At 70.3% G+C, this 17304-nt stretch carries 12 protein-coding genes and 2 pseudogenes; 4 read left to right on the top strand and 10 right to left on the bottom strand.

Features of this window, described 5'->3' with window-relative positions; all coding sequences use genetic code 11:
• Positions 1 to 20: 20 nt before the first annotated feature.
• The 4 genes from OG799_RS08755 to OG799_RS08740 form a co-directional block, all read right to left on the bottom strand.
• Positions 21 to 1895 (bottom strand): aKG-HExxH-type peptide beta-hydroxylase, encoded by a 1875-nt coding sequence (locus tag OG799_RS08755; protein ID WP_406044541.1) that lies wholly within the window; start codon positions 1893 to 1895, stop codon positions 21 to 23.
• Entirely contained in the window at positions 1885 to 2103 is a 219-nt protein-coding gene (locus OG799_RS08750; protein WP_406044540.1) for a hypothetical protein, read from the bottom strand. Before OG799_RS08750 ends, OG799_RS08755 begins: the two co-directional genes overlap by 11 nt.
• A 150-nt stretch (positions 2104 to 2253) precedes the next feature.
• Complete coding sequence (locus OG799_RS08745) at positions 2254 to 3375, bottom strand: effector-associated domain 2-containing protein (protein ID WP_406044539.1); 1122 nt, start codon at positions 3373 to 3375, stop codon at positions 2254 to 2256.
• Between the two features lie 781 nt (positions 3376 to 4156).
• Positions 4157 to 7465: a S8 family serine peptidase gene (locus OG799_RS08740; RefSeq protein WP_406044538.1), complete on the bottom strand. Its 3309-nt coding sequence runs from the start codon at positions 7463 to 7465 to the stop codon at positions 4157 to 4159.
• Positions 7466 to 7566: 101 nt separating this feature from the next.
• Here OG799_RS08740 and OG799_RS08735 point away from each other — a divergent pair.
• The 3 genes and pseudogenes from OG799_RS08735 to OG799_RS08725 all read left to right on the top strand — a co-directional run.
• Positions 7567 to 7878 (top strand): annotated as a pseudogene (locus OG799_RS08735) (helix-turn-helix domain-containing protein); the annotation flags it as partial.
• Between the two features lie 23 nt (positions 7879 to 7901).
• The gene (locus OG799_RS08730; RefSeq protein ID WP_406044537.1) at positions 7902 to 8687 is read left to right on the top strand and encodes a transcriptional regulator TrmB; all 786 of its coding nucleotides are present in this window, start codon (positions 7902 to 7904) and stop codon (positions 8685 to 8687) included.
• A gap of 467 nt (positions 8688 to 9154) precedes the next feature.
• On the top strand, positions 9155 to 9508 hold the full coding sequence (locus OG799_RS08725) for a YybH family protein (RefSeq protein WP_406044536.1): 354 nt from the start codon (positions 9155 to 9157) through the stop codon (positions 9506 to 9508).
• A 243-nt stretch (positions 9509 to 9751) separates the two neighbouring features.
• Here OG799_RS08725 and OG799_RS08720 read toward each other — a convergent pair whose 3' ends face one another.
• The 3 genes from OG799_RS08720 to OG799_RS08710 all read right to left on the bottom strand — a co-directional run bounded on the left by OG799_RS08720 (position 9752) and on the right by OG799_RS08710 (position 12870).
• A complete protein-coding gene (locus OG799_RS08720; protein ID WP_406044535.1) occupies positions 9752 to 10054 on the bottom strand; it encodes a muconolactone Delta-isomerase family protein in 303 nt (100 codons plus the stop codon).
• A gap of 324 nt (positions 10055 to 10378) precedes the next feature.
• Complete coding sequence (locus OG799_RS08715) at positions 10379 to 11632, bottom strand: phosphatase PAP2 family protein (RefSeq protein WP_406044534.1); 1254 nt, start codon at positions 11630 to 11632, stop codon at positions 10379 to 10381.
• 278 nt (positions 11633 to 11910) lie between these two features.
• Positions 11911 to 12870, bottom strand: a complete 960-nt coding sequence (locus OG799_RS08710; RefSeq protein WP_406044533.1) for a DMT family transporter — start codon at positions 12868 to 12870, stop codon at positions 11911 to 11913.
• A gap of 92 nt (positions 12871 to 12962) precedes the next feature.
• On the opposite strand from OG799_RS08710, the gene OG799_RS08705 reads away from it, so the two are divergent.
• Positions 12963 to 13856, top strand: coding sequence for a LysR family transcriptional regulator (locus OG799_RS08705; RefSeq protein ID WP_406044532.1), 894 nt, complete (start codon positions 12963 to 12965; stop codon positions 13854 to 13856).
• Positions 13857 to 13939: 83 nt separating this feature from the next.
• On the opposite strand, the gene OG799_RS08700 is transcribed toward OG799_RS08705, so the two are convergent.
• The 3 genes and pseudogenes from OG799_RS08700 to OG799_RS08690 form a co-directional block, all read right to left on the bottom strand.
• Positions 13940 to 14530 carry an NADPH-dependent FMN reductase gene (locus OG799_RS08700; RefSeq protein WP_406044531.1) on the bottom strand — a complete coding sequence of 197 codons (591 nt, stop codon included), beginning with the start codon at positions 14528 to 14530 and terminating at the stop codon, positions 13940 to 13942.
• 100 nt (positions 14531 to 14630) lie between these two features.
• Positions 14631 to 15445 (bottom strand): annotated as a pseudogene (locus tag OG799_RS08695) (LysR family transcriptional regulator).
• Positions 15446 to 15739: 294 nt separating this feature from the next.
• The gene (locus tag OG799_RS08690) at positions 15740 to 17125 is read right to left on the bottom strand and encodes an IS1380 family transposase (protein WP_406044060.1); all 1386 of its coding nucleotides are present in this window, start codon (positions 17123 to 17125) and stop codon (positions 15740 to 15742) included.
• Positions 17126 to 17304 lie beyond the last annotated feature (179 nt).

Below are 17304 nucleotides of genomic sequence, written 5' to 3'. Positions count from 1 at the left end.
CACACCTCCGACCCGGCGGGTCAGGCGGCCAGCCAACCCGCCGGGTCGAACGTGTCGAGCTCACGGTCCGGAACCCCGCGACCGACCCAGTTGGCCAGCTCGAGCGGATCCAGGGCCGCCGTTGCGCCGTGCCGCGACCGGAGGCCGTGGACGACGGCCAGGACGAGTTCCGGGCGACCCAGCAGGGCGCGCGTCGCCGGATCGGTGGGACGGTCGACCTGAGTGAGGCCGAGACCGACCCAGCCGTGCACGCTCGACGGGTCCTGCCTCAGCTCGCCGAGGTAACCGGCGCGCGCCCGCTCCAGGTCGGCGGCCACCAGGGCGAGGTCGGCCGGGGTGGCGCCCGCGACCCTGGCCCGCACCTCGTCCGGTACGGCGCACAGGCGGCCAAACGCGTCCGGGTCGACCAGCAGGTATCTCCGGAGCACGGCCCGGGCGTCGAGCAGGCCCGCCGGCGGCGCCGCCAGCACCTTCCGGCCGCCGACGGCGAGGACCGCCTCCGCTGCCGGGTCACGGCGCTGCCAGGCCGCGGCCAGCGCGTCCCGGTCGACGGGGTCCAGGCATACGTTGTGACCCCGCCACATCGCGCGGTGATCGAGGGCGACGGCGTGAGCCGCACGGAGCGCTGCGGCAGGCACCGCATCTTCCTGGCACGCCTCCAGTTCCGCGTGCAGTGTCTCGACGAACCGCTGGCCGTGCCCCGTCAACCGGCCGGACGCCGTCATCACCCGCAGGACGCCAACGGTCTGCCGCCGCCACAGCGCGAACTCGAAGTCCGCAGCGGCCCGGTCCGCGGGCGGCGCATGGTGTCGGTGCACCCGCCAGAACTGGGTGATGCCGACGAAGGCGTACGCACCCTGGAGAACGCCGACGAGTGGCCTGGGGTCGTCCCGCCAGGGGGCGTAGTAGCGGATACGGTCGCCGCCCTCGCAGAGGGTGATCAGGTGGGACAGGGCGCCGAGCTTGTGGTGCTGCGACTCGTGCACCAGGGTCACTGCGAGCTGTGCCGCGTCGTCCGGCTCGGAGAGCAGGACGGCGCCAAAGGCCTCGGCGCCGGACGCGGACAGTTGGCGGAACCGATCCCGGCGCGGCAGGGGTGCCAGGGTCCGCAGGCTCCCGCTGATCGCCAGGGCCCGGGTGCGCTGCTCGCGGACCAGCAACTCCCAGGCTTGCGCGAGACACGCACGCCAGCGGGCGATCTCGGGTGCCGACAGAGGCTGGGGTGACGAGGGGCCCCGCAGGTCGCGGTACACGTCACGATCGAGCAGTTCGACCCGGAGGCCGACGCCGTCCGCACCGACCTCGACGATCGTCGGTTCATGCCAGTCCGGGTCACCGGCCACGCATCGGACGGTCCGTGCGCCGGTCACCAGGTCGACCTGCCCGTCACGGGCCCGCACCCGGACGACCGGGACGTCCGACGAGATCGAGGCGGAGCCCACGGTGGGCAGCACCACCGCACCCTGCCGCGCCGGGATGTCGAGGTCGAAGGAGAGGCCCGCCCGGACAGCGCTTGCCGCCGCCAGGGCGTGCAGGTATCCGACGTCCACCCACAGCGGCACGGCAAGGTCGGCATCGTCACGCAGCCGACGCAGGGTGTGCGCGGCCCAGATGCCGACCTGTGGCTGGGCCAGGACGTCCTCGGTGACGTCCGGACCAGCACCATGCGCCTGGCCCAGGAGCTGCCAGGCGTCGGCGACGGGCGCGAGCGGGCCGGCGGCGTCGGGCCGGCTGGCGCAGCTGTCCAGGAGGGCCCGCAGCACGATCAGCCGCCAACTGCGCTCGGATCGCCAGAGCGCCGCGATGGCCCGTTCATCTCCGGCACCGGTCGCCAGGGCGTGGAAGTGCTCGGGTTCGAGGTACGTCGGACCTAACGGCACGGGATCAGACGACATGTTCCTCCGAATCCGGCCCGGCAGGCCGCATCCGGCTCGGGAAGGAGCCGTTGTAGCCGCTGACGCTGCCCCCCGAATCGGCAACTCTCTCTCGCACCCGCGAGATCGCCGCAGTCATGCCGGTGAGGTCAACGGATCGCAGGGTCGCGACGTTCACCGTTGACAGGTCGAGCAGCTCGGACTCGATACCGGCGAGGCCTTCCTCCATGTACGGCAACCCTTCCGACGATGACAGTCGACAGGTCCATCATTGCTCATGTCTGCAGCGCAACGAAAGCGTCACATCGAGCAACGGGCCCGGCAACCCGGATTCACCGCCAGTCTGATGTGGACGAAACGGCGGGCCGCGCCGTCCGGGTCAGGTGTACGCCGCCAGCCGGGCGGCGCCATCCTCGACGCGGGCCATCGCCACGTCGTCGGTGGCAAAGAAGCGGACCGCCTCGACGAGTTCCGACAGCGCACCCGGATACCGCAGACAGGTTCGAACGACACTGATGGTGTCGAGCCGCGCCCCGCTGTTCCGCCGGATCGCCGCGTACACCTGTCCCCGCAGCAGGGACAGGATCTCTTCCCGGTCGTTCGGCCGCAGGAACTCCGGTATCTCAAGCAGCGCGTCCACGAGGGGGGCCAGCACGGTGGGTGGCGGCGAAGCGGGCGCCGCGGGAGCCGGACGCCCCGCCTCGGGCCTGCCGAGAACGAGACCCTCGTCGCCGAGCGCGTTGCGGTACCAGAGGTACGTGGGCGTCTGCCCGGTGAGCCCGCTCGCCCGCAGCTCGGCGAACAGCTCCCGCAGCGTGTTCACGAGCCGATCCGGCTCCCCGAGCCAGTCCGGGGCGCCGGATTCCAGCAGTCGCAGTATCTCCCGGCTGAACAGTCCGGTACGCCGGACGCGCAGGTTGGCAGCGGCCTGGCCGAGACCAGCGGCGAACAGCACGTCCTGGGTCCGGCCGACGACCGGATCGCCCGCGGGGAAGGTCTCGTTGCCGGTCGAGCGCACCGCCTGCGGGCGTTCGTGCAGCTGGCAGGCGTCGACGATCCACAGCTGCCGGTCGAACGCCGGAACGAGGTCGGAGGCGAACGTGGCGAGCATGGAATCGAGGTCGAGCGCACCGGCATCGGTGGCGGTGGCATCGGCGTAGTAGAGCCGCCGGTGACGGCCGGTGTCGACGTAGCCGTGGCCGCCCCAGATCACGTAGAGGGTGGATTCGCGTCGGGTCGGCAGCTCCCGCAGCAGCACGTCGCGGACGGTCGCGCGGTCGGCGGACCGCAGGACGACTCCCGACGGGACGGCGTCCGGACCGGGATCGGGCGCCAGCATCAAGGTCACCTGCTCCGGTGGTACCCCCCGGGCCACGAACCGGCGGGCGAACCGGATGGCGTCGTCGACCGGCCCGACCAGGCTCCACTCGCTCCCAGCCGCGTACCGGTCGATGCCGACACCGACCATGTGGACATCGCGGGGAGAGTGGTCGGGGCCCACGGCTCACTCCGTCACCGGCTGGGCGACGGCCAGCGCGGCGGGCTGGTACGCCGACAGCGGCCCGCCCTCGACCAACTCCACCGGCCACCTCTCCACAAGCTCGACCCACGGCCCCGAAGCGATGCCCGAGTACGCCTGAACTCATCCGTGCCCTCGGCCAGCTCCATTCGTTCCCGCCGTACCACATCGGATAGGCGAATCGACCGGCAGAACCCAGCCCGGCACGCGCTGCGTGCAGCATCCGGTCACCAACCCGTCCCGGGGTGTCAGGCTACCGGGCCAGCCGTCGGACGGTGGTGTCCCGACGGTGGGCCCGGCTGGTTTCCCAGCGGCGTGTCAGCGCGTCGACGAGGGCCGCGGTCCAGCGAGATCTAGTGTCGGCCGGTCTCGTCAGCCCGTCGACGGTCGGTGTCGCCGGACCCGAACGGAGTACGCAAGCGGGTCATCGTGGCTGCGCTCACGTCGACGGCCCGCCCGCTGTCGCGGTCGGTGTGCCCGTCTTCCTCTCCATTGAAGGGATCTCGGGAAGGCGGCGTCAGGTCTTTCAAAATGCACTCCAGGATTCACAGCGGCAGGGCCCGGCTGATGCGGTGGCAGCTCGGGGAGAAAGCGGCAGCTGGGCCGGGCCAACGGACATCGGCCATCTCCTACCGCTCCGACAGCCTACCGCTCCATCGCAATCGACCGCACCACCGTAGGGCAGGCCCGGCCACGGCTACCGCCTCGCCGGTCAACCCAGGCCCGAGCGGCGTCATGAGCCTCTCGGGCCTGGGTCGCGCGGTTACCGGGACCGCACCTCATACGCGCGGTAGGCGGTCTGCGTGACCTGGTTGCCGGCCTGGTCGGCCAGCGTGACGCGCAGCGCGACGTAGCCTGATGCGGACGGGTTGCGGACCATGACTTTGCCCAACTTTCCCTCCGGCCCGGCGGTGACCGCCAACGACTGCCAGGTGCCGCCCTCGTCGAAGGACGCCTCCGCCCGCTCCACCCGGGTGCCCTGGGCGCCGCCGGCGGGCTGGCCGCCCACGCCGATCAGCACCTTGGTCGGTGACCCGCCGCCGGCCCGGTTGTACTCGTCGAGGCCGTCGGCCGCCAGGCGGGGCACGATGAGCGGGTTGGCGACATACGACCCGGTGCCCGCGGCGGTGAACCGCCACTCGGTCTCGATCCTGTTCGACAGGGTCGAGAACGGCACGTCCCGGCTGACGCTCGCCTGCAGGGTGTACGTCGACTCCTCGGCCGGCAGCCCGTAGACGTAGCCCCACTGACTGGCTGGCCACTGGGTGACCTGCTGTCCGTCCCGGCTGAGGGTGAGCGTGCCGGACGCGGGGCTGTAGCCGAAGGTGCGCGGCTCGGCGTCGACGAACCACGGGATGCTCGGGATCGACATGAAGTCTTCCCGGCGCGCCCCGGTCGTGTTGTCCAAATTCGGCCCGAGAATCGCGTTGTTCCAGGTCTCCCCGTTCTCCTGATCCAGGCTGACGGCCTTCGCCGGCGCGAAGATCCAGTCGTCCCCGATCCGGATGTCGCTCTCGTACCTGCCCGGCGAGCGGTACTCGGTCGTGGTCGACGGATAGTTGACGGGGCCCTCGACGGACAGCGTGGGCAGCCCGCCGTCGCTGACCATGCCGACCGAGGCGAATCCGCTGGAGGTGGCGCCGGGTGCCTTGAAGTTCATGACGACCCGGGCCAGTTCCTCCCTGGCCACGGTCCGCACCGGGTCGGTCGGGATGCCGTCGCGGACGTCGGCGACCCGGTAGTGGTACGGGCTCGGCGACTGCGCCGTCGACCCCTTCTTGTCGAAGACCGCCCGCGCGTTGTACGTGACGGCAGGGTCGTCCAGCGGAAGCACGTAGTTGGCGCCCTCCAGGCCGAAGGCGCCGCCGTGCGCCAGGCGCTTGCCCGCCACGTCGAGGGCGAGGTCCACGGACGTCATGACATGCTCGGCCGAACGGTCGGAGACATCGAGCCTGACCTGCTTGCCGAGGCGGGCGTCGACGGTCACCGGCAGGATGGCCGTCTCGTCGGTGACGGTGATCGGCACGATCCCGTGGGTGAAGGTGATGTCCTCCGGCCCACCCGGGTACACGGTGGTCAGGAGGTAGTGCCGGCCGGCGGGCAGCAGCGCCCGCGCCGAACCCCCGGAGACGGTCAACCAGGTCAACTCGCCGGTGGTGCCGTTCACCACGGCGACACCGCCCTCGGCGGGTTCGCCGAGCCGGTTGATCAGGTTCACCGAGACGTCGTAGCGCGCCTCCTGGTGGTACGTCAGGGCGGTCCGCGCCACCTGGGTCCCGTCGACGGTGGCGGTGAGGGCGCCGAGGTAGTAGTCCTCGGCCTCGCCCTGGCTGCCCACCGTGAGCGTGACCGAGGCGCTGCCGCCGGCCGGCACCTCCAGCCGCGAGGCGCTCAGCGCGGCCAGCGCGGTCGGGACCGAGGACACGGCCAGGTCGAGCACGACCGGCGCGGTCCCGTCGTTGCGGTAGCTGACCGTACGGGTGACCGGGGCCGCGGGACGGGGCCAGGGCTGGTTGACGTTGACGGCACCGACGCTCGGCGTGACCTGGGCGGCGATCGCCCGGGGCACGTCCACTCGTCCGGTCCCGTACCGGGTCGACGGCGTGCTCGCCCAGGGGACCTCGGCCGCGCTGCTCATGAGGGCGGCCTTGAGCTGCTGACCGGTCCAGTCGGGGTGCTGCTGGGCCAGGATCGCCGCCACGCCGGCGACGTGCGGGGTGGCCATCGAGGTGCCGCTGAGGGTCCCGTAACCGCCGCCGGGGACGGCCGCGGTGATGCTCACGCCCGGTGCGCTGATCTCGGGCTTCAACGCGTAGTCACCGGTGCGGGGACCGCAGCTGGAGAAGGTGGCGATGTAGTCGTTCCCGGCTACCGCGGCCACGCTCAGCGCCGCGTCGGCGGTGCTGGGTGAGCCGATCGGGTGCAGGCCGTACCCGCAGCCGCCGTTGCCCGCCGCGATGACGAAGAGCGCCCCGGTCTGGGCCGACAGGTCGTTCACCGCGGCTTCGAGCGGGTCGACACCGGGGGTGTCGGCGCCGCCGAGGCTCATGCTGATGACCTTGGCGTGCACCTCGGTGGCCGCCCACTGCATGCCGGCAAGGATCGCCGACCAGGGGCAGCCGTCCTCGCTGCAGACCTTGCCCTCGGCCAGCTTCGCACCGGGCGCCACGCCCTTGCGCAACCCGGCGGAGGCCGCTCCGCTGCCCGCGATGGTCGAGGACACGTGGGTGCCGTGTCCGACGTGGTCGTCCATCGTGCCCTCGCCGACGAAGTCGGCGGAGGCGATGACCGCGTCCTCGAGGTCGGGGTGGTCGATGTCGTAGCCGGTGTCGAGCACGGCGACGGTGACGCCCGCGCCGGTGAGCCCCGCCTGCCACGCGGTGGGGGCGCCGATCTGGGGCACGCTGTGTTCCAGCGAGACCGTCATTCGGCGGTCCAGCCAGAGCTTGCCGAGATCACCGCGCAGCCGGTGGGCGGTCTTCTCGCCGCCGGTGACTGCGCGCCACATGCGACCGGTGTTCTTCGGCGCGACGCGTACCGCGTTCAGCCCGAGCCGGGGCAGGGTGCGGGTGGTCCGGGCGGTGTTGGCGAGCATGGCCCGTACCTGGTTCGACCGCTCGGCCGTGGCCGCCTTGCCGTACTGGGCGAGCAGTGGCAGGTCGCCGCCGTCGGTGGCGGCGTTGTCGATCAGCGCGCCCAGGTCGAACAGCTGGGGGTCCAGGTGGTCGGTGGCGAGCAGGGTCAGCGCGTCGGAGGGGATGACCGAGACGGCGCCGTCGCCGGAGGACCGGGTCAGGAACGTGATGTCCTGGCGTCCGGGGCCGGGGGTGACGCTGTACGAGGTGATGCCCCTGCGCCCGCGGCTGACCGTCACCGTGTCTCCGGTGACCAGGGCGACCGTGTGGTGTTCGAAGCGCTGCTGTGCGGGGCCGGATTCGGTGGCCGGCTGCGGTGCGGCGAGCGCCGATGACGGGAGCACGGCCGCCAGAGCGGCTATCCCCACCACCGTGAGGGCACCGGCTGCCGCCCTCCGGGCGGCGTGCCGGGGTGACCGGAGAAGATGCACAGACATCCACCCTCTTCTTAGACTGGCGATTCTTGGTCTTGTCGTGAGGTCACGACAGGAGCCACCTTCCGACCGCGGTCCTGCCGGGTGGAGATGAGCTCGGCAGAGTGTCACACTTGGCACCACCCGGGGCTAGATCATTTTGCGGCGTAGATGCGCCCTGGCCCAGGTGCGCCACCGTCCGACCAGCCACACCGCCCGCCGCCGAACCGCCCGCCGGTCCCGCACTCGCCGCACGATGGGAGGCCCACACCTTGCTTGAATCCGCCGGACTCACCGCCGCCGAGGAGTCGACCTACCTCGCACTGCTCCGGCACGGCGGTGCCACCGTTGACCAACTGGCCAGACGCACAGGACGGTCCGCCACGCAGATCAGCCGGGCCGTGACGGGCCTGCACCGCAAGGGAATGGTGCACCGCAGCCACCGCCGCACGGCCTGGTCGTGCCGGTTCCGCCGGACGAGGCGATCGAGCAGTTGGTCCAGCGCCGACACGCCGAACTGGATCAGGTCCGCGAGGCGGCGCACACGCTGGCGGCCCAGACCCGCGACCGTACCGCCGGACGGCGTACGGGTGAGCTCATCGAGATCGTCCAGGGCCAGACGAGCGTGCAACGGGCCTTCGACCGGTTGCAGCGAGTCGCCAGGACAGAGGTACGGCTGCTGGCCGCGCCGCCGTACGCGGCCGCCAAGGCGGTCAACAGCGTGCAGCTGGAACGGGCCTCCCAGCTCACCTATCGCGTCGTCTACACCATCGACGCCCTCGCCGACCCGGCCGTCCTGGCGGCCACCGCCGAGCACGTCCGTACCGGCGAACTGGCCCGCCTCGCGCCGGCCGTGCCGACGAAGCTCGCCATCGCCGACCGCACGCTGGCCCTGCTTCCTCTGGTCTGGACGGACGCGGCGCAGGACGCGGCGGTGCTCGTGCATTCGTGCGCGCTGCTCGACGCGCTCATCGCGCTCTTCGAGGGGGTGTGGGCGGCGGCGAGCCCGTTGGCGCTGTCCGGCACCGGCGCGCCTACCGCGCGGGGCGAAATCTCGGATGAGGACCGCAAACTGCTGTCGCTGTTGGTCGCCGGGATGACCGACGAGGCGGCGGGGGCTCGCCTCGGGATGAGCCGGCGCACCGTCGTACGCCGGATGCAGCACCTGATGGAGACGGCGGGGGCGCAGTCGCGCCTGCAGTTGGGCTGGCGTGCCCGGGAGCGTGGCTGGCTGCCCGAGACGTGAGCATCGTCGTCGTGCGGCGACTCCGCCCGCCGGCTGAGGATGCGCCGGACCGGACAGATATCCGGTCCGGCGCCGGTTCGGGCCCGGCAGGCCGCGGCACTGCGCGGCGATCAGCCCGATGTCGCCGACAGCCTGCCATCGGGGGGCCTTCGCCGCGGCCAATCGAGGTTGCATGCCGCGCGTACATGGCTGCACATGACCGACTCCGCCCGGTCGGGATCGGCGGCGGCCAGTTCGTGGTGGTGAGCCAGGCTGCGGAGCGCAGGCTGAAGATCTCGTCGAGATCGTGTGGTGTGGCGAGCCTGCCTGTACGAGATCACGCCAGCGGTGGAACACCGGCGTGGCGCTTACCGCTCTGATGACCTGCTGATACGCCCTCGCCAGGCGATATAGGTTTCCTTTGACTGCGGTTCAGCGCCCGAGCGTGAGCAAGACCGACGTAAGGAGCCTCAATGACAAGTGGCCCGATGGACGAGATGCTGGCCCGATGGAAGGCCGCGTTCGACGGCCACCGCGTGGCGGCCGCGGCTGATCTGTTCACCCCGGATGCCCTGTTCCAGGGCTTCGGACCTCAGGTCCTGGTCGGTCGGGACGCGATACACGCCTATTACGAGGCAGTGCCCGACAACCGCAGCGCCGACGTGACCCTGCTGCACACGTACACGATCGGCCAGGAGACAGCCGGGGGGTTCGCACACGTCACCTTCCGGGACCCCACCGGCTGGGAAGCCCCCGTGTACCTGTCGCTGGTCCTCCAGCTCAGCGGGGGTACCTGGCGAATTCGCCAGTACCACGTATCCAGGATCAGCACCGAGCACTGACAAAGGACGTCGCCGCTGCGGCCCCCAGCACTGCCCGCTGATGCGACGGGGACCGACCGAACCGACGACGGGAGGCTCGTTATCGGTCATACCGAGCGGTGTGGGCCGCCCGAGGGTCGGTGACCGACGAGACGTTCGGCATGCGCTGCGGGAAGCCGATGTGAAGCACGGCGGCGGCCAGGACAGCGGACTGACTGCCGGCCGCCAGCAGTGACGAGAGCGCCGGCGCCGGGAGCGCCATTCTCACGCAGTCCCACCAGCCATGCCCGGATCGTTGGGGTGGGGCTCCAGCGCCGTGACAACCGGCGTCATCCACGGACGGAGCGGCAGAGTACCGAGGACCTTCTCGTGCAATTCGCCCTCGTCGGCAGCGCGCCACAGACCTACGCTGCGCAGCTCGCCGGCTGGACGCCACAACCGCACCAAGTGACCCTCCGCCGCAAGCTCCGCAGCGCGCACCGCCTCAGCGGCGCGCCGTCGGTCGACCTCGGCCGGGTCGGTGCCCTCAGGAACGTTGGTGGTGAGTTCTACCAGGAACTCCTTCATGGCGGTACTCCGATCGAAGCGGGAGTGGTGCAGCAGTCGATGGATCGAATCGGGCCTAGACGACCAGTCGACTAAACACGATGCGATCAAACGTGTCGCAGTGCTTCGGGAGAGAGTGACGTGCCCGACAAGCGCGGTGATTACCCGAAAATGTGGCCTGGCCACCTCGACTGCAGCCGCATCAGGGCCAGCGATGACTGCGGGCCCTGAGACCATGAAGGTGATCGCCAGGGGTGGGCGCCGCCGGCGGCGTACTCGCGGGGCCACGCCCGGCCCGAGTGCCGGATCGGCGCTCGGGCCGGGCGTCGCGTCATGCCCGGCCAGTCATAGTCGCGGGCGGAAGTAATTGTCGATCATGTACGCAGTGACCTGCGCACCGATCTTCGCGCCCTCGATGTCGGCCGTGCGGGTGTGGATGCCGCCCCAGATGCGGGCCTCGATGACCTCCGCGATGGCGTGCGAGAAGCTGCCGAAGTACCGGGTGGTACCCGAGGCTTCGCTGTATGCGCTGAACGGGATGTCGTCGCGGCCGAAGAAGTACGCCAGTGCCGACATGCTCGCCGCGGTGAAGCAGGTGTGCCCCGACGTGAAGTCGGGGTGCGGGGGCGTGACGAGGAGTGGCAGCCAATCGGGATCGGCCACGGTGGCCGGGTTGCCATCCGTGTCAGCCAACTGAATCGCGGTGACCGGCCGCCAGAACATCCAGGCGCCCTTCTCGTTGTAACAGGCGGTCGTGGCGTCGGCCTCGGCGAGGTCGACCATCGCGAACATCCGCGCTGTCTGCAGAGTGTTCAGCCGTTGCGTCGTCGCGAGCTGGCGCTTGATCTCCCATTCTCCGAGGTGCCGGTCGTGCCACCAGATCGCGGCCTGCGTCTGATCGACCGTCCGGGTTGTGCTGTTGGCCGCGCCGATCGCCTTGACCTCGTTGAAGTCGCGGGCGTATTGGTCGCTGGTGAGCGCTGGCGGGCCGGACGAACGGAACATCGATGCGCTGGGGATGATGAATGGCTTGAGGTTCCCCACCCACGCCCCGTCATTGGCATTGGTCGGCGGGGTGGGCCGCCACTGACCGGGCTCGGTGCCGACCGGCCACGTCGGGTCGCCGAACGCCCCGTCGTTCTGCCGGGCGCTGATCATCGCGGCGGCGGTCTGGCTGCCCACGGAGATCCCTCGCTGCTTCGCGATGCCGTGGGGGATCGTGCCCAGCCACTCGTCGTACTGCGTCTGAAGCCGGGCCTGCTGCGACGGGAACAAGGAGCTGAGCACCTGGAAGGCGGCGGTCCCGACCGCCGCGTTCACCGACTCCCGGCCGTTGGTGGGCGGCGCGAGCAGGTACGGCTGGTAACGCCGCCCGGCGATGGCGTTGACCGCGTCGTACACGGCCCCGTGCACCATCGCGAAGCTGCGCGCCTGGACCTGCGGCTGCTGACCCGCCACATCCCAGATTGCGGTTTGCGCGTTACGGTCCCAGACAATGACGGCATTGGCGGACGTGTTCGTGTCCGCTGCGTAGACAGACGGGGTACCGAATGCGACCGGCGACCCGGCGGCAATGATACCGGTGATGGCTGCGCACACGACTCTTCGACGTGTGCGAACCTGACTTGTCACAATTGGCCCCTCACCGGCAATCCGGCAGACGATTGCCGCATTCGCATGTACGCCCTTCGATAAGGCAACCTACCGCGCCACGTGCGGGGGCCCTACAGACCGAAGGTATGGAAAGTTGATGATCGTCCAGCGGCGAATCCGGAGATCATTGCACATGTCCGGACAGCGCCTCTCGAAACGAGGCCGGCCGCGAATGTCGTACCCGGTCATCGTCGTCGCACGACCGCCCCCATTGGGATACGCGGTCACCGGGCGGCCACTGTGGACCCCGCTCGCCGCCCGGACCGGTGGCGCTTTTCCGCCGGCGCCGGTGCCGACGGGGGCCGCCTGTGCCGGCGGGTCAAGCTGACCCCGGCGAGCACCACCACCATCCCGGCGGCTGTCCGGAGGTTGAAACCCTCGTCGAGCACGATGACCCCCAGCGCCACCGAGACCACCGGCAGCAGATAGCCGACCGTCGCGGCGTTGGTGGCGCCCTCCGCGGCGATGACCCGGTAGGTGAGGTGGAAGGTGATCCCGGTGGCGACGACGCCCAGGATCACGACAGCGATCAGGATCTTGGGGCTGATCTCGATCGCTGTCAGACCGCCGGCCGGCAGGGTCAGCGCGGTCAGGCCGGTCGCCGCGATGAGCTGCGCCGCGGACAGCGAGACGGTGGGGATACCCCTGCCAACCAGGGTGCGGCCCATGAGCGCGAAGCCGACGGCATAGCTCGCCGCCGCGGCGACGATGGCGAGGGCACCCCAGCCGACCGGCCCGGTCGTCTGCCACGGAGCGAAGATCAACACGACCCCGGCGAACCCGAACAGGAGTCCGCCCAGCCGGACCGGCCGGAGTACACCCTCGGAGCCGCTGACGACGCCGATCAGCAGGGCCCATAGCGGCGTCGTCGCGTTCAGGACACCGGCCACCCCGGAGTCGATGGTCTGCTGGCCGATGCTGAACATGGCGAACGGCAGGGCGTTACAGAAGAAGGCGGCCACGACGATGTGACCCCAGGTCGACCGATTCCGAGGCAGCCGTCGACCGGAGGCGAGGCATGCGACCAACAGCGTGGCGGAGCCGAGGACGCACCGGCTGAGGGTGACCTGGACCGGTGTCAGCGCGTCCAGGGCCAGCTCGATCCAGAGGAAGGTCGATCCCCACAGCAGGGCGAGCACACCTATCCGCAGACACGCCCAGGTCCTGCCCATGACACCGTTCACCTTGATCTCCTTGATCAGCCCCCCGTGAACGGTGCCGCAGTCGACCCTGAAGGACAAGCAAAAGGTTCTGCACATGCGTTAAGTTCCGCTACATGATTGATGTGAGACGCCTCCAGGTACTGCGGGCGGTGGTCACCAGTGGGTCGGTGACCGCGGCGGCGGCGCACCTCGGCTACACCCCCTCCGCCGTCAGCCAGCAGGTGGCGGCGTTGGAGAAGGAGGCTGGGATCGCACTACTCGAACGGGTCGGCCGGGGCGTCCAGCCCACGGCGGCGGGCCGACTGCTCACTGGGCACGCGGCCATCATCAGCCAGCATGTCGCCGAGGCCGAGACCGCGCTGGCCGACCTGCGCGCCGGGCGCACGGGCCGGCTGACGATCCGCTATTTCGCCTCGGTCGGCCCGACCCTGCTGGCACCCGCCCTCGCCCGGCTCCGGCGCGAGCATCCGGGTGTGACGATCGACCCCAAGCTGACTGATCCAGGTGATCCGCTGCTGGACGTGGCGCAGGGCAACGCCGACCTGGCCATCGTGGTCCGCCGGCCGGCCGAGGAGAGCCATCAGGGCATCCGCATGGTGCCCCTGCTCGACGACGCGTACCGGGCCGTGCTGCCCGCCGGCCACCCGCTCAGCACGCAACGGGTGGTCGACCTGGCCGACCTCGCCGGCGAACCCTGGGTCGGCAGCGAACCCCCTGGCCCCTGCCTGGAGCCGATAATCGATGGCTGCGCCGCGGCGGGCTTCAGCCCGGACTTCGTGGCGAAGTCGGAGGACCACGCCACGGCTCAGGGATTCGTCGCAGCTGGCCTCGGAGTCAGCCTCATCCCCGGACTGGGCCTGGCCGCTCGCCATCCTGGCGTCGCCGTCCGGCGGGTCCGGCGCCCGGAGCCGATCAGGAAGATCCACGCCGCGGTCCGGGAGGTCTCACTGGGGCAGCCCGCACTACGGGCGCTGATCGACGCCCTCGTCGACATCGCGAAAGAATGAGAGTAGGTGTTGGGTGTTGACTGTCGGGCTCTGACCCAGGAGCGGCGTCGAGCTGGCTCAGGTGGCGATCCGACGGGGACCGGCTACGCACCGGACTGCGGCGTCGCCATCGTCGTGCCTGCCCGCAGGGTTGCCAACGCGCCGCTCCAGGCGTCCAACTGGTCGAGCATCGTGTTCACCGCACCCTCCTGATGAGCGCCCGGCTTGAAGACGCTGAAGTTCTCGAAGTCGGTGAAGAGCGAGAGGGCCACCTGCGCCCTGACATCCGCCATCTGCAACTCGGCCACCACCAGCCGCAGGTGCTCCACCGCCCGGGTGCCGCCGACGCTGCCGTAGCTGACGAACCCGACCGCCTTGTTGTTCCACTCGGCGTAGAGGAAGTCGATCGCGTTCTTCAGCGCACCGGACGTGGAGTGGTTGTACTCCGGCGTCACGATGACGTACCCGTCGAACGAGGCGACCTTCTCGGCCCACCGCAGGGTGTGTGGCTGGGTGTACTGCCCGAGCGACGGGGGCGCCATCTCGTCGAGGTGCGGCAGATTGAAGTCCTTGATGTCGACGAGTTCGTACCTGGCGTCGCCGCGCTTGGTGGCGATGTCGTACACCCAGCGGGCCACCGCCTCCCCGTTACGGCCGGGACGGGTGCTGCCGATGATGATGCCGATTCTGGTCATTGCGCCCTTCCTTCCGTGTCCCCACGCGGTCGGGGAGCCGTCGGCGGTTACCCCGTCTGCGTGGTTTCGAACGGGCACAGCGGCCCAACGGACCTTCGCGTCAGCCGTGTCGCTGGGCGGCCTGGTGGAGCAGGTTGACCAGCTCGGTGACGAGCGCGGCCGGCCGTTTGCGGTGGACGATGCTTATCTGGCGTGCCGGGGCGTTGCCCTCGAGGTCCCGGGTCTGGATCCCTGGGTCCTCGTCGAGCACCATCGCCGGCACCAGGGCGATGCCGAGCCCGACCCGGACGAGCGCGAGGGTGAGGGCGTAGTCGGCCGTTTCGTAGCTGATCCGCGGTGTGAAGCCCGCCCGGGTCGCGAGCATGTCGAGGCAGACGCGGTTGGGTATGCCGCGTCCGCCGGAGATCCAGTGTTCGGTGTCGAGGTCGGCGAGGTCGACCCCGGCGGGAGTGGTGGCCGCCAGGGGAGCACGAGGCGCAGCGGGTCGGTGAGCAGTGGCCGGCGGGTGAGTCCCTGCGTGGGTACGGCGGCGACGCCGGGATACCGGTGTGTGATCAGCAGGTCGAGGTCGCCGGAGCTCACCAACCCGTAGCCGTCGGGTGGTTCCAGGTCCAGCAGGGACAGCTGGACTGCGGGGTGACGCCCGCCCAGTTCGGCGAGGGCGGCGGGCACCAGGGTGGCGCCGGCGGTGGCGAAGGTGCCGATCGCGATCCGGCGCTGCTCGGTCCCCGCGGCCAGGGCGGCGGCCGCCTCGGCCTCGCGCAGCTCACCGAGCACGCGCTCACCGTGCTGGACGAGGACCGCGCCGACGTCGGTGAGCCGTACCCCGGACCCACTTCGCTCGACCAACCGTGCCTTGAGCTCCGCCTCGAGCTTGCTCAGCTGTTGGGACACTGCCGAGGGCGTGTACGACATCCGACGGGCCGCCTCGGCGATGGATCCGGCGCGGGCGACTTCGACGAGCACTCGCAGCCGGCCGACGTCCAGGGTCATTAAGTGATGCTAACGGCACCTCACCAACCGTCGCTGGCACTTAACCTCGATCCGTGGATCAGTATCAGGATGGTCCTTTGACTTTGCCGTGATGATCTTGGTTGGTGGAGGGCGCGTCTGACCGGCTGGCCCGGTGTCCAGCCTGCTCGGGTTCCCGCTCGTCGGGTGGTGTGTGGGTGCGGTGCTGGTGGGTGGTGCGTGCCGGGTGGTCGTTGGTCAGGTCGTGAAGACGGCTTTCCAGAAGGTGAGCCAGGCGGCGGCGCGGGGCCAGTGCGTGGGTAGGTGCAGCACGGGGCGGCGTTGCGGGCGGGCGAGCCGGGCCGCGACGTTGATCAGGTGGGTGCGCAGGGTGGCGCCGCGGGCCACCGCGTAGCGGCGTGTGGCGGTGAGGGTGCCAGCGGCGCGCAGCAGGTTGTGGGTGATCGCGGCCAGGATGTTCCAGGCGGCGTTGGCGGGAAACGACCCTGAGGGCTGGTGGGCCCAGGGGCCGTCGATGAGGTCGGACCAGACGGTTTCGCAGACGGCGTGGCGGCGGTGGGTGATGTCGGCCTCGGGGGCCGGTTCGGTGTTGTTGGTGAAGAACGGGTGGTAGCGCCAGACCGGGAACAGAGGGTCCTGGGTGTTGGCGTCGAGCACCCGGCGCACGACGAGCCAGCCGGTGATCTCGTGGCGGGTGCCGGCAAACGCGGTGAACTCCACTTCGGACACCTGGGCGTCGGAGATCAGCTCACCGGTGTCGGGATCGGTGACCGCGCCGGGGTAGTGCACCGGCGTGTACGCCTCGTCGGGGATGGTGGCGATCGCGGCGTCAACGGCGGGATTGCGGGCGATGGCGAACGAGAAGTTCGCTCCGGCTTTGACTACCGCAGCGATGACCTTGCCGCTGCAGTACGCGGAGTCGCCGCGTACCAGGATGTTCCCGGCCTGCGCGCCAGCGTCGGTGGCGGTATTGATCGCCTCGGTGACCATGCTGGCCGCGCCCTTGGCGGAGCCGGCGCGTCCGGCCCGTAACCGCACCCCGGCCACCACCGGCGCCGCGGTCTCGGTCGAGATGGTCACCGCGAGCGGCGACAGGCCCCGGCGCAGGATGCTCTTGCCCGCGACCTTCGTGTGCCCGAACGACGCGCCCTGCTTGGCGTGCCCGTACACCGGGCGCAGCAACGAGTCGATGTCGATGAAGACGCGGTCGCCGATGCCGGCCAGCACCGGGGTGCGCTTGGCCAGAGCGACCAGGTGCCGGCGCAGCACCGCCGACAGTTGCCGGGTGTGGCCATGGGTGAACTCCCGCAGGAAGATCCCCAACGTGGCGTTGGCGTAGACCCCGCCGAACAGCTCCTTCATCCCGCCGGAGCGGATTACGTCCAGGTCGTCGATGCTGTCCGCCCCGGCAGCCATCCCCGCGATGATCGAGGTCAGCTTCGGCGTCGAGTTGGCCGCGCCGGACTTCACCCGCTCATCGACGAACCGGACATGCTCATCCAACAGTCGCGACAGCCCGGCCTGCTCGGCCAACTCCAGCAGCGGCACCAGACCCGCATGCGACACGAGATTGTCATCATCGAACACCGCGCCGTCGCCGCGCCACGCATGAGATCCTTGCACCGAGAGTGTCCTTCCGAGCTGGTGTGATTCGAGTCCTAGACAAACCCGATCATCCCAGCTCAGAGGGCACTCTCGTCACATCTCCACGCCGCTTCCGCTCAGTAGTGCACCGATCCAGTCCACGGATCGAGGCTTAAGCCTCGATCCGTGGATCAGTATCAGGATGGTCCTTTGACTTT

The sequence above is a fragment of the Micromonospora sp. NBC_00898 genome (assembly GCF_045207895.1).
Taxonomy (GTDB): Bacteria; Actinomycetota; Actinomycetes; order Mycobacteriales; family Micromonosporaceae; genus Micromonospora.
This window is presented reverse-complemented; position numbering and strand designations above follow the sequence as displayed.

Bases quoted from the DNA above. Each gene is read 5' to 3' on its own strand.
- OG799_RS08755 (WP_406044541.1), bottom strand. From the start codon at position 1,895: ATGTCGTCTGATCCCGTGCCGTTAGGTCCGACGTACCTCGAACCCGAG.
- OG799_RS08750 (WP_406044540.1), bottom strand. From the start codon at position 2,103: ATGGAGGAAGGCCTCGCCGGTATCGAGTCCGAGCTGCTCGACCTGTCA.
- OG799_RS08740 (WP_406044538.1), bottom strand. From the start codon at position 7,465: ATGTCTGTGCATCTTCTCCGGTCACCCCGGCACGCCGCCCGGAGGGCG.
- OG799_RS08725 (WP_406044536.1), top strand. From the start codon at position 9,155: ATGGACGAGATGCTGGCCCGATGGAAGGCCGCGTTCGACGGCCACCGC.
- OG799_RS08720 (WP_406044535.1), bottom strand. From the start codon at position 10,054: ATGAAGGAGTTCCTGGTAGAACTCACCACCAACGTTCCTGAGGGCACC.
- OG799_RS08705 (WP_406044532.1), top strand. From the start codon at position 12,963: ATGATTGATGTGAGACGCCTCCAGGTACTGCGGGCGGTGGTCACCAGT.
- OG799_RS08700 (WP_406044531.1), bottom strand. From the start codon at position 14,530: ATGACCAGAATCGGCATCATCATCGGCAGCACCCGTCCCGGCCGTAAC.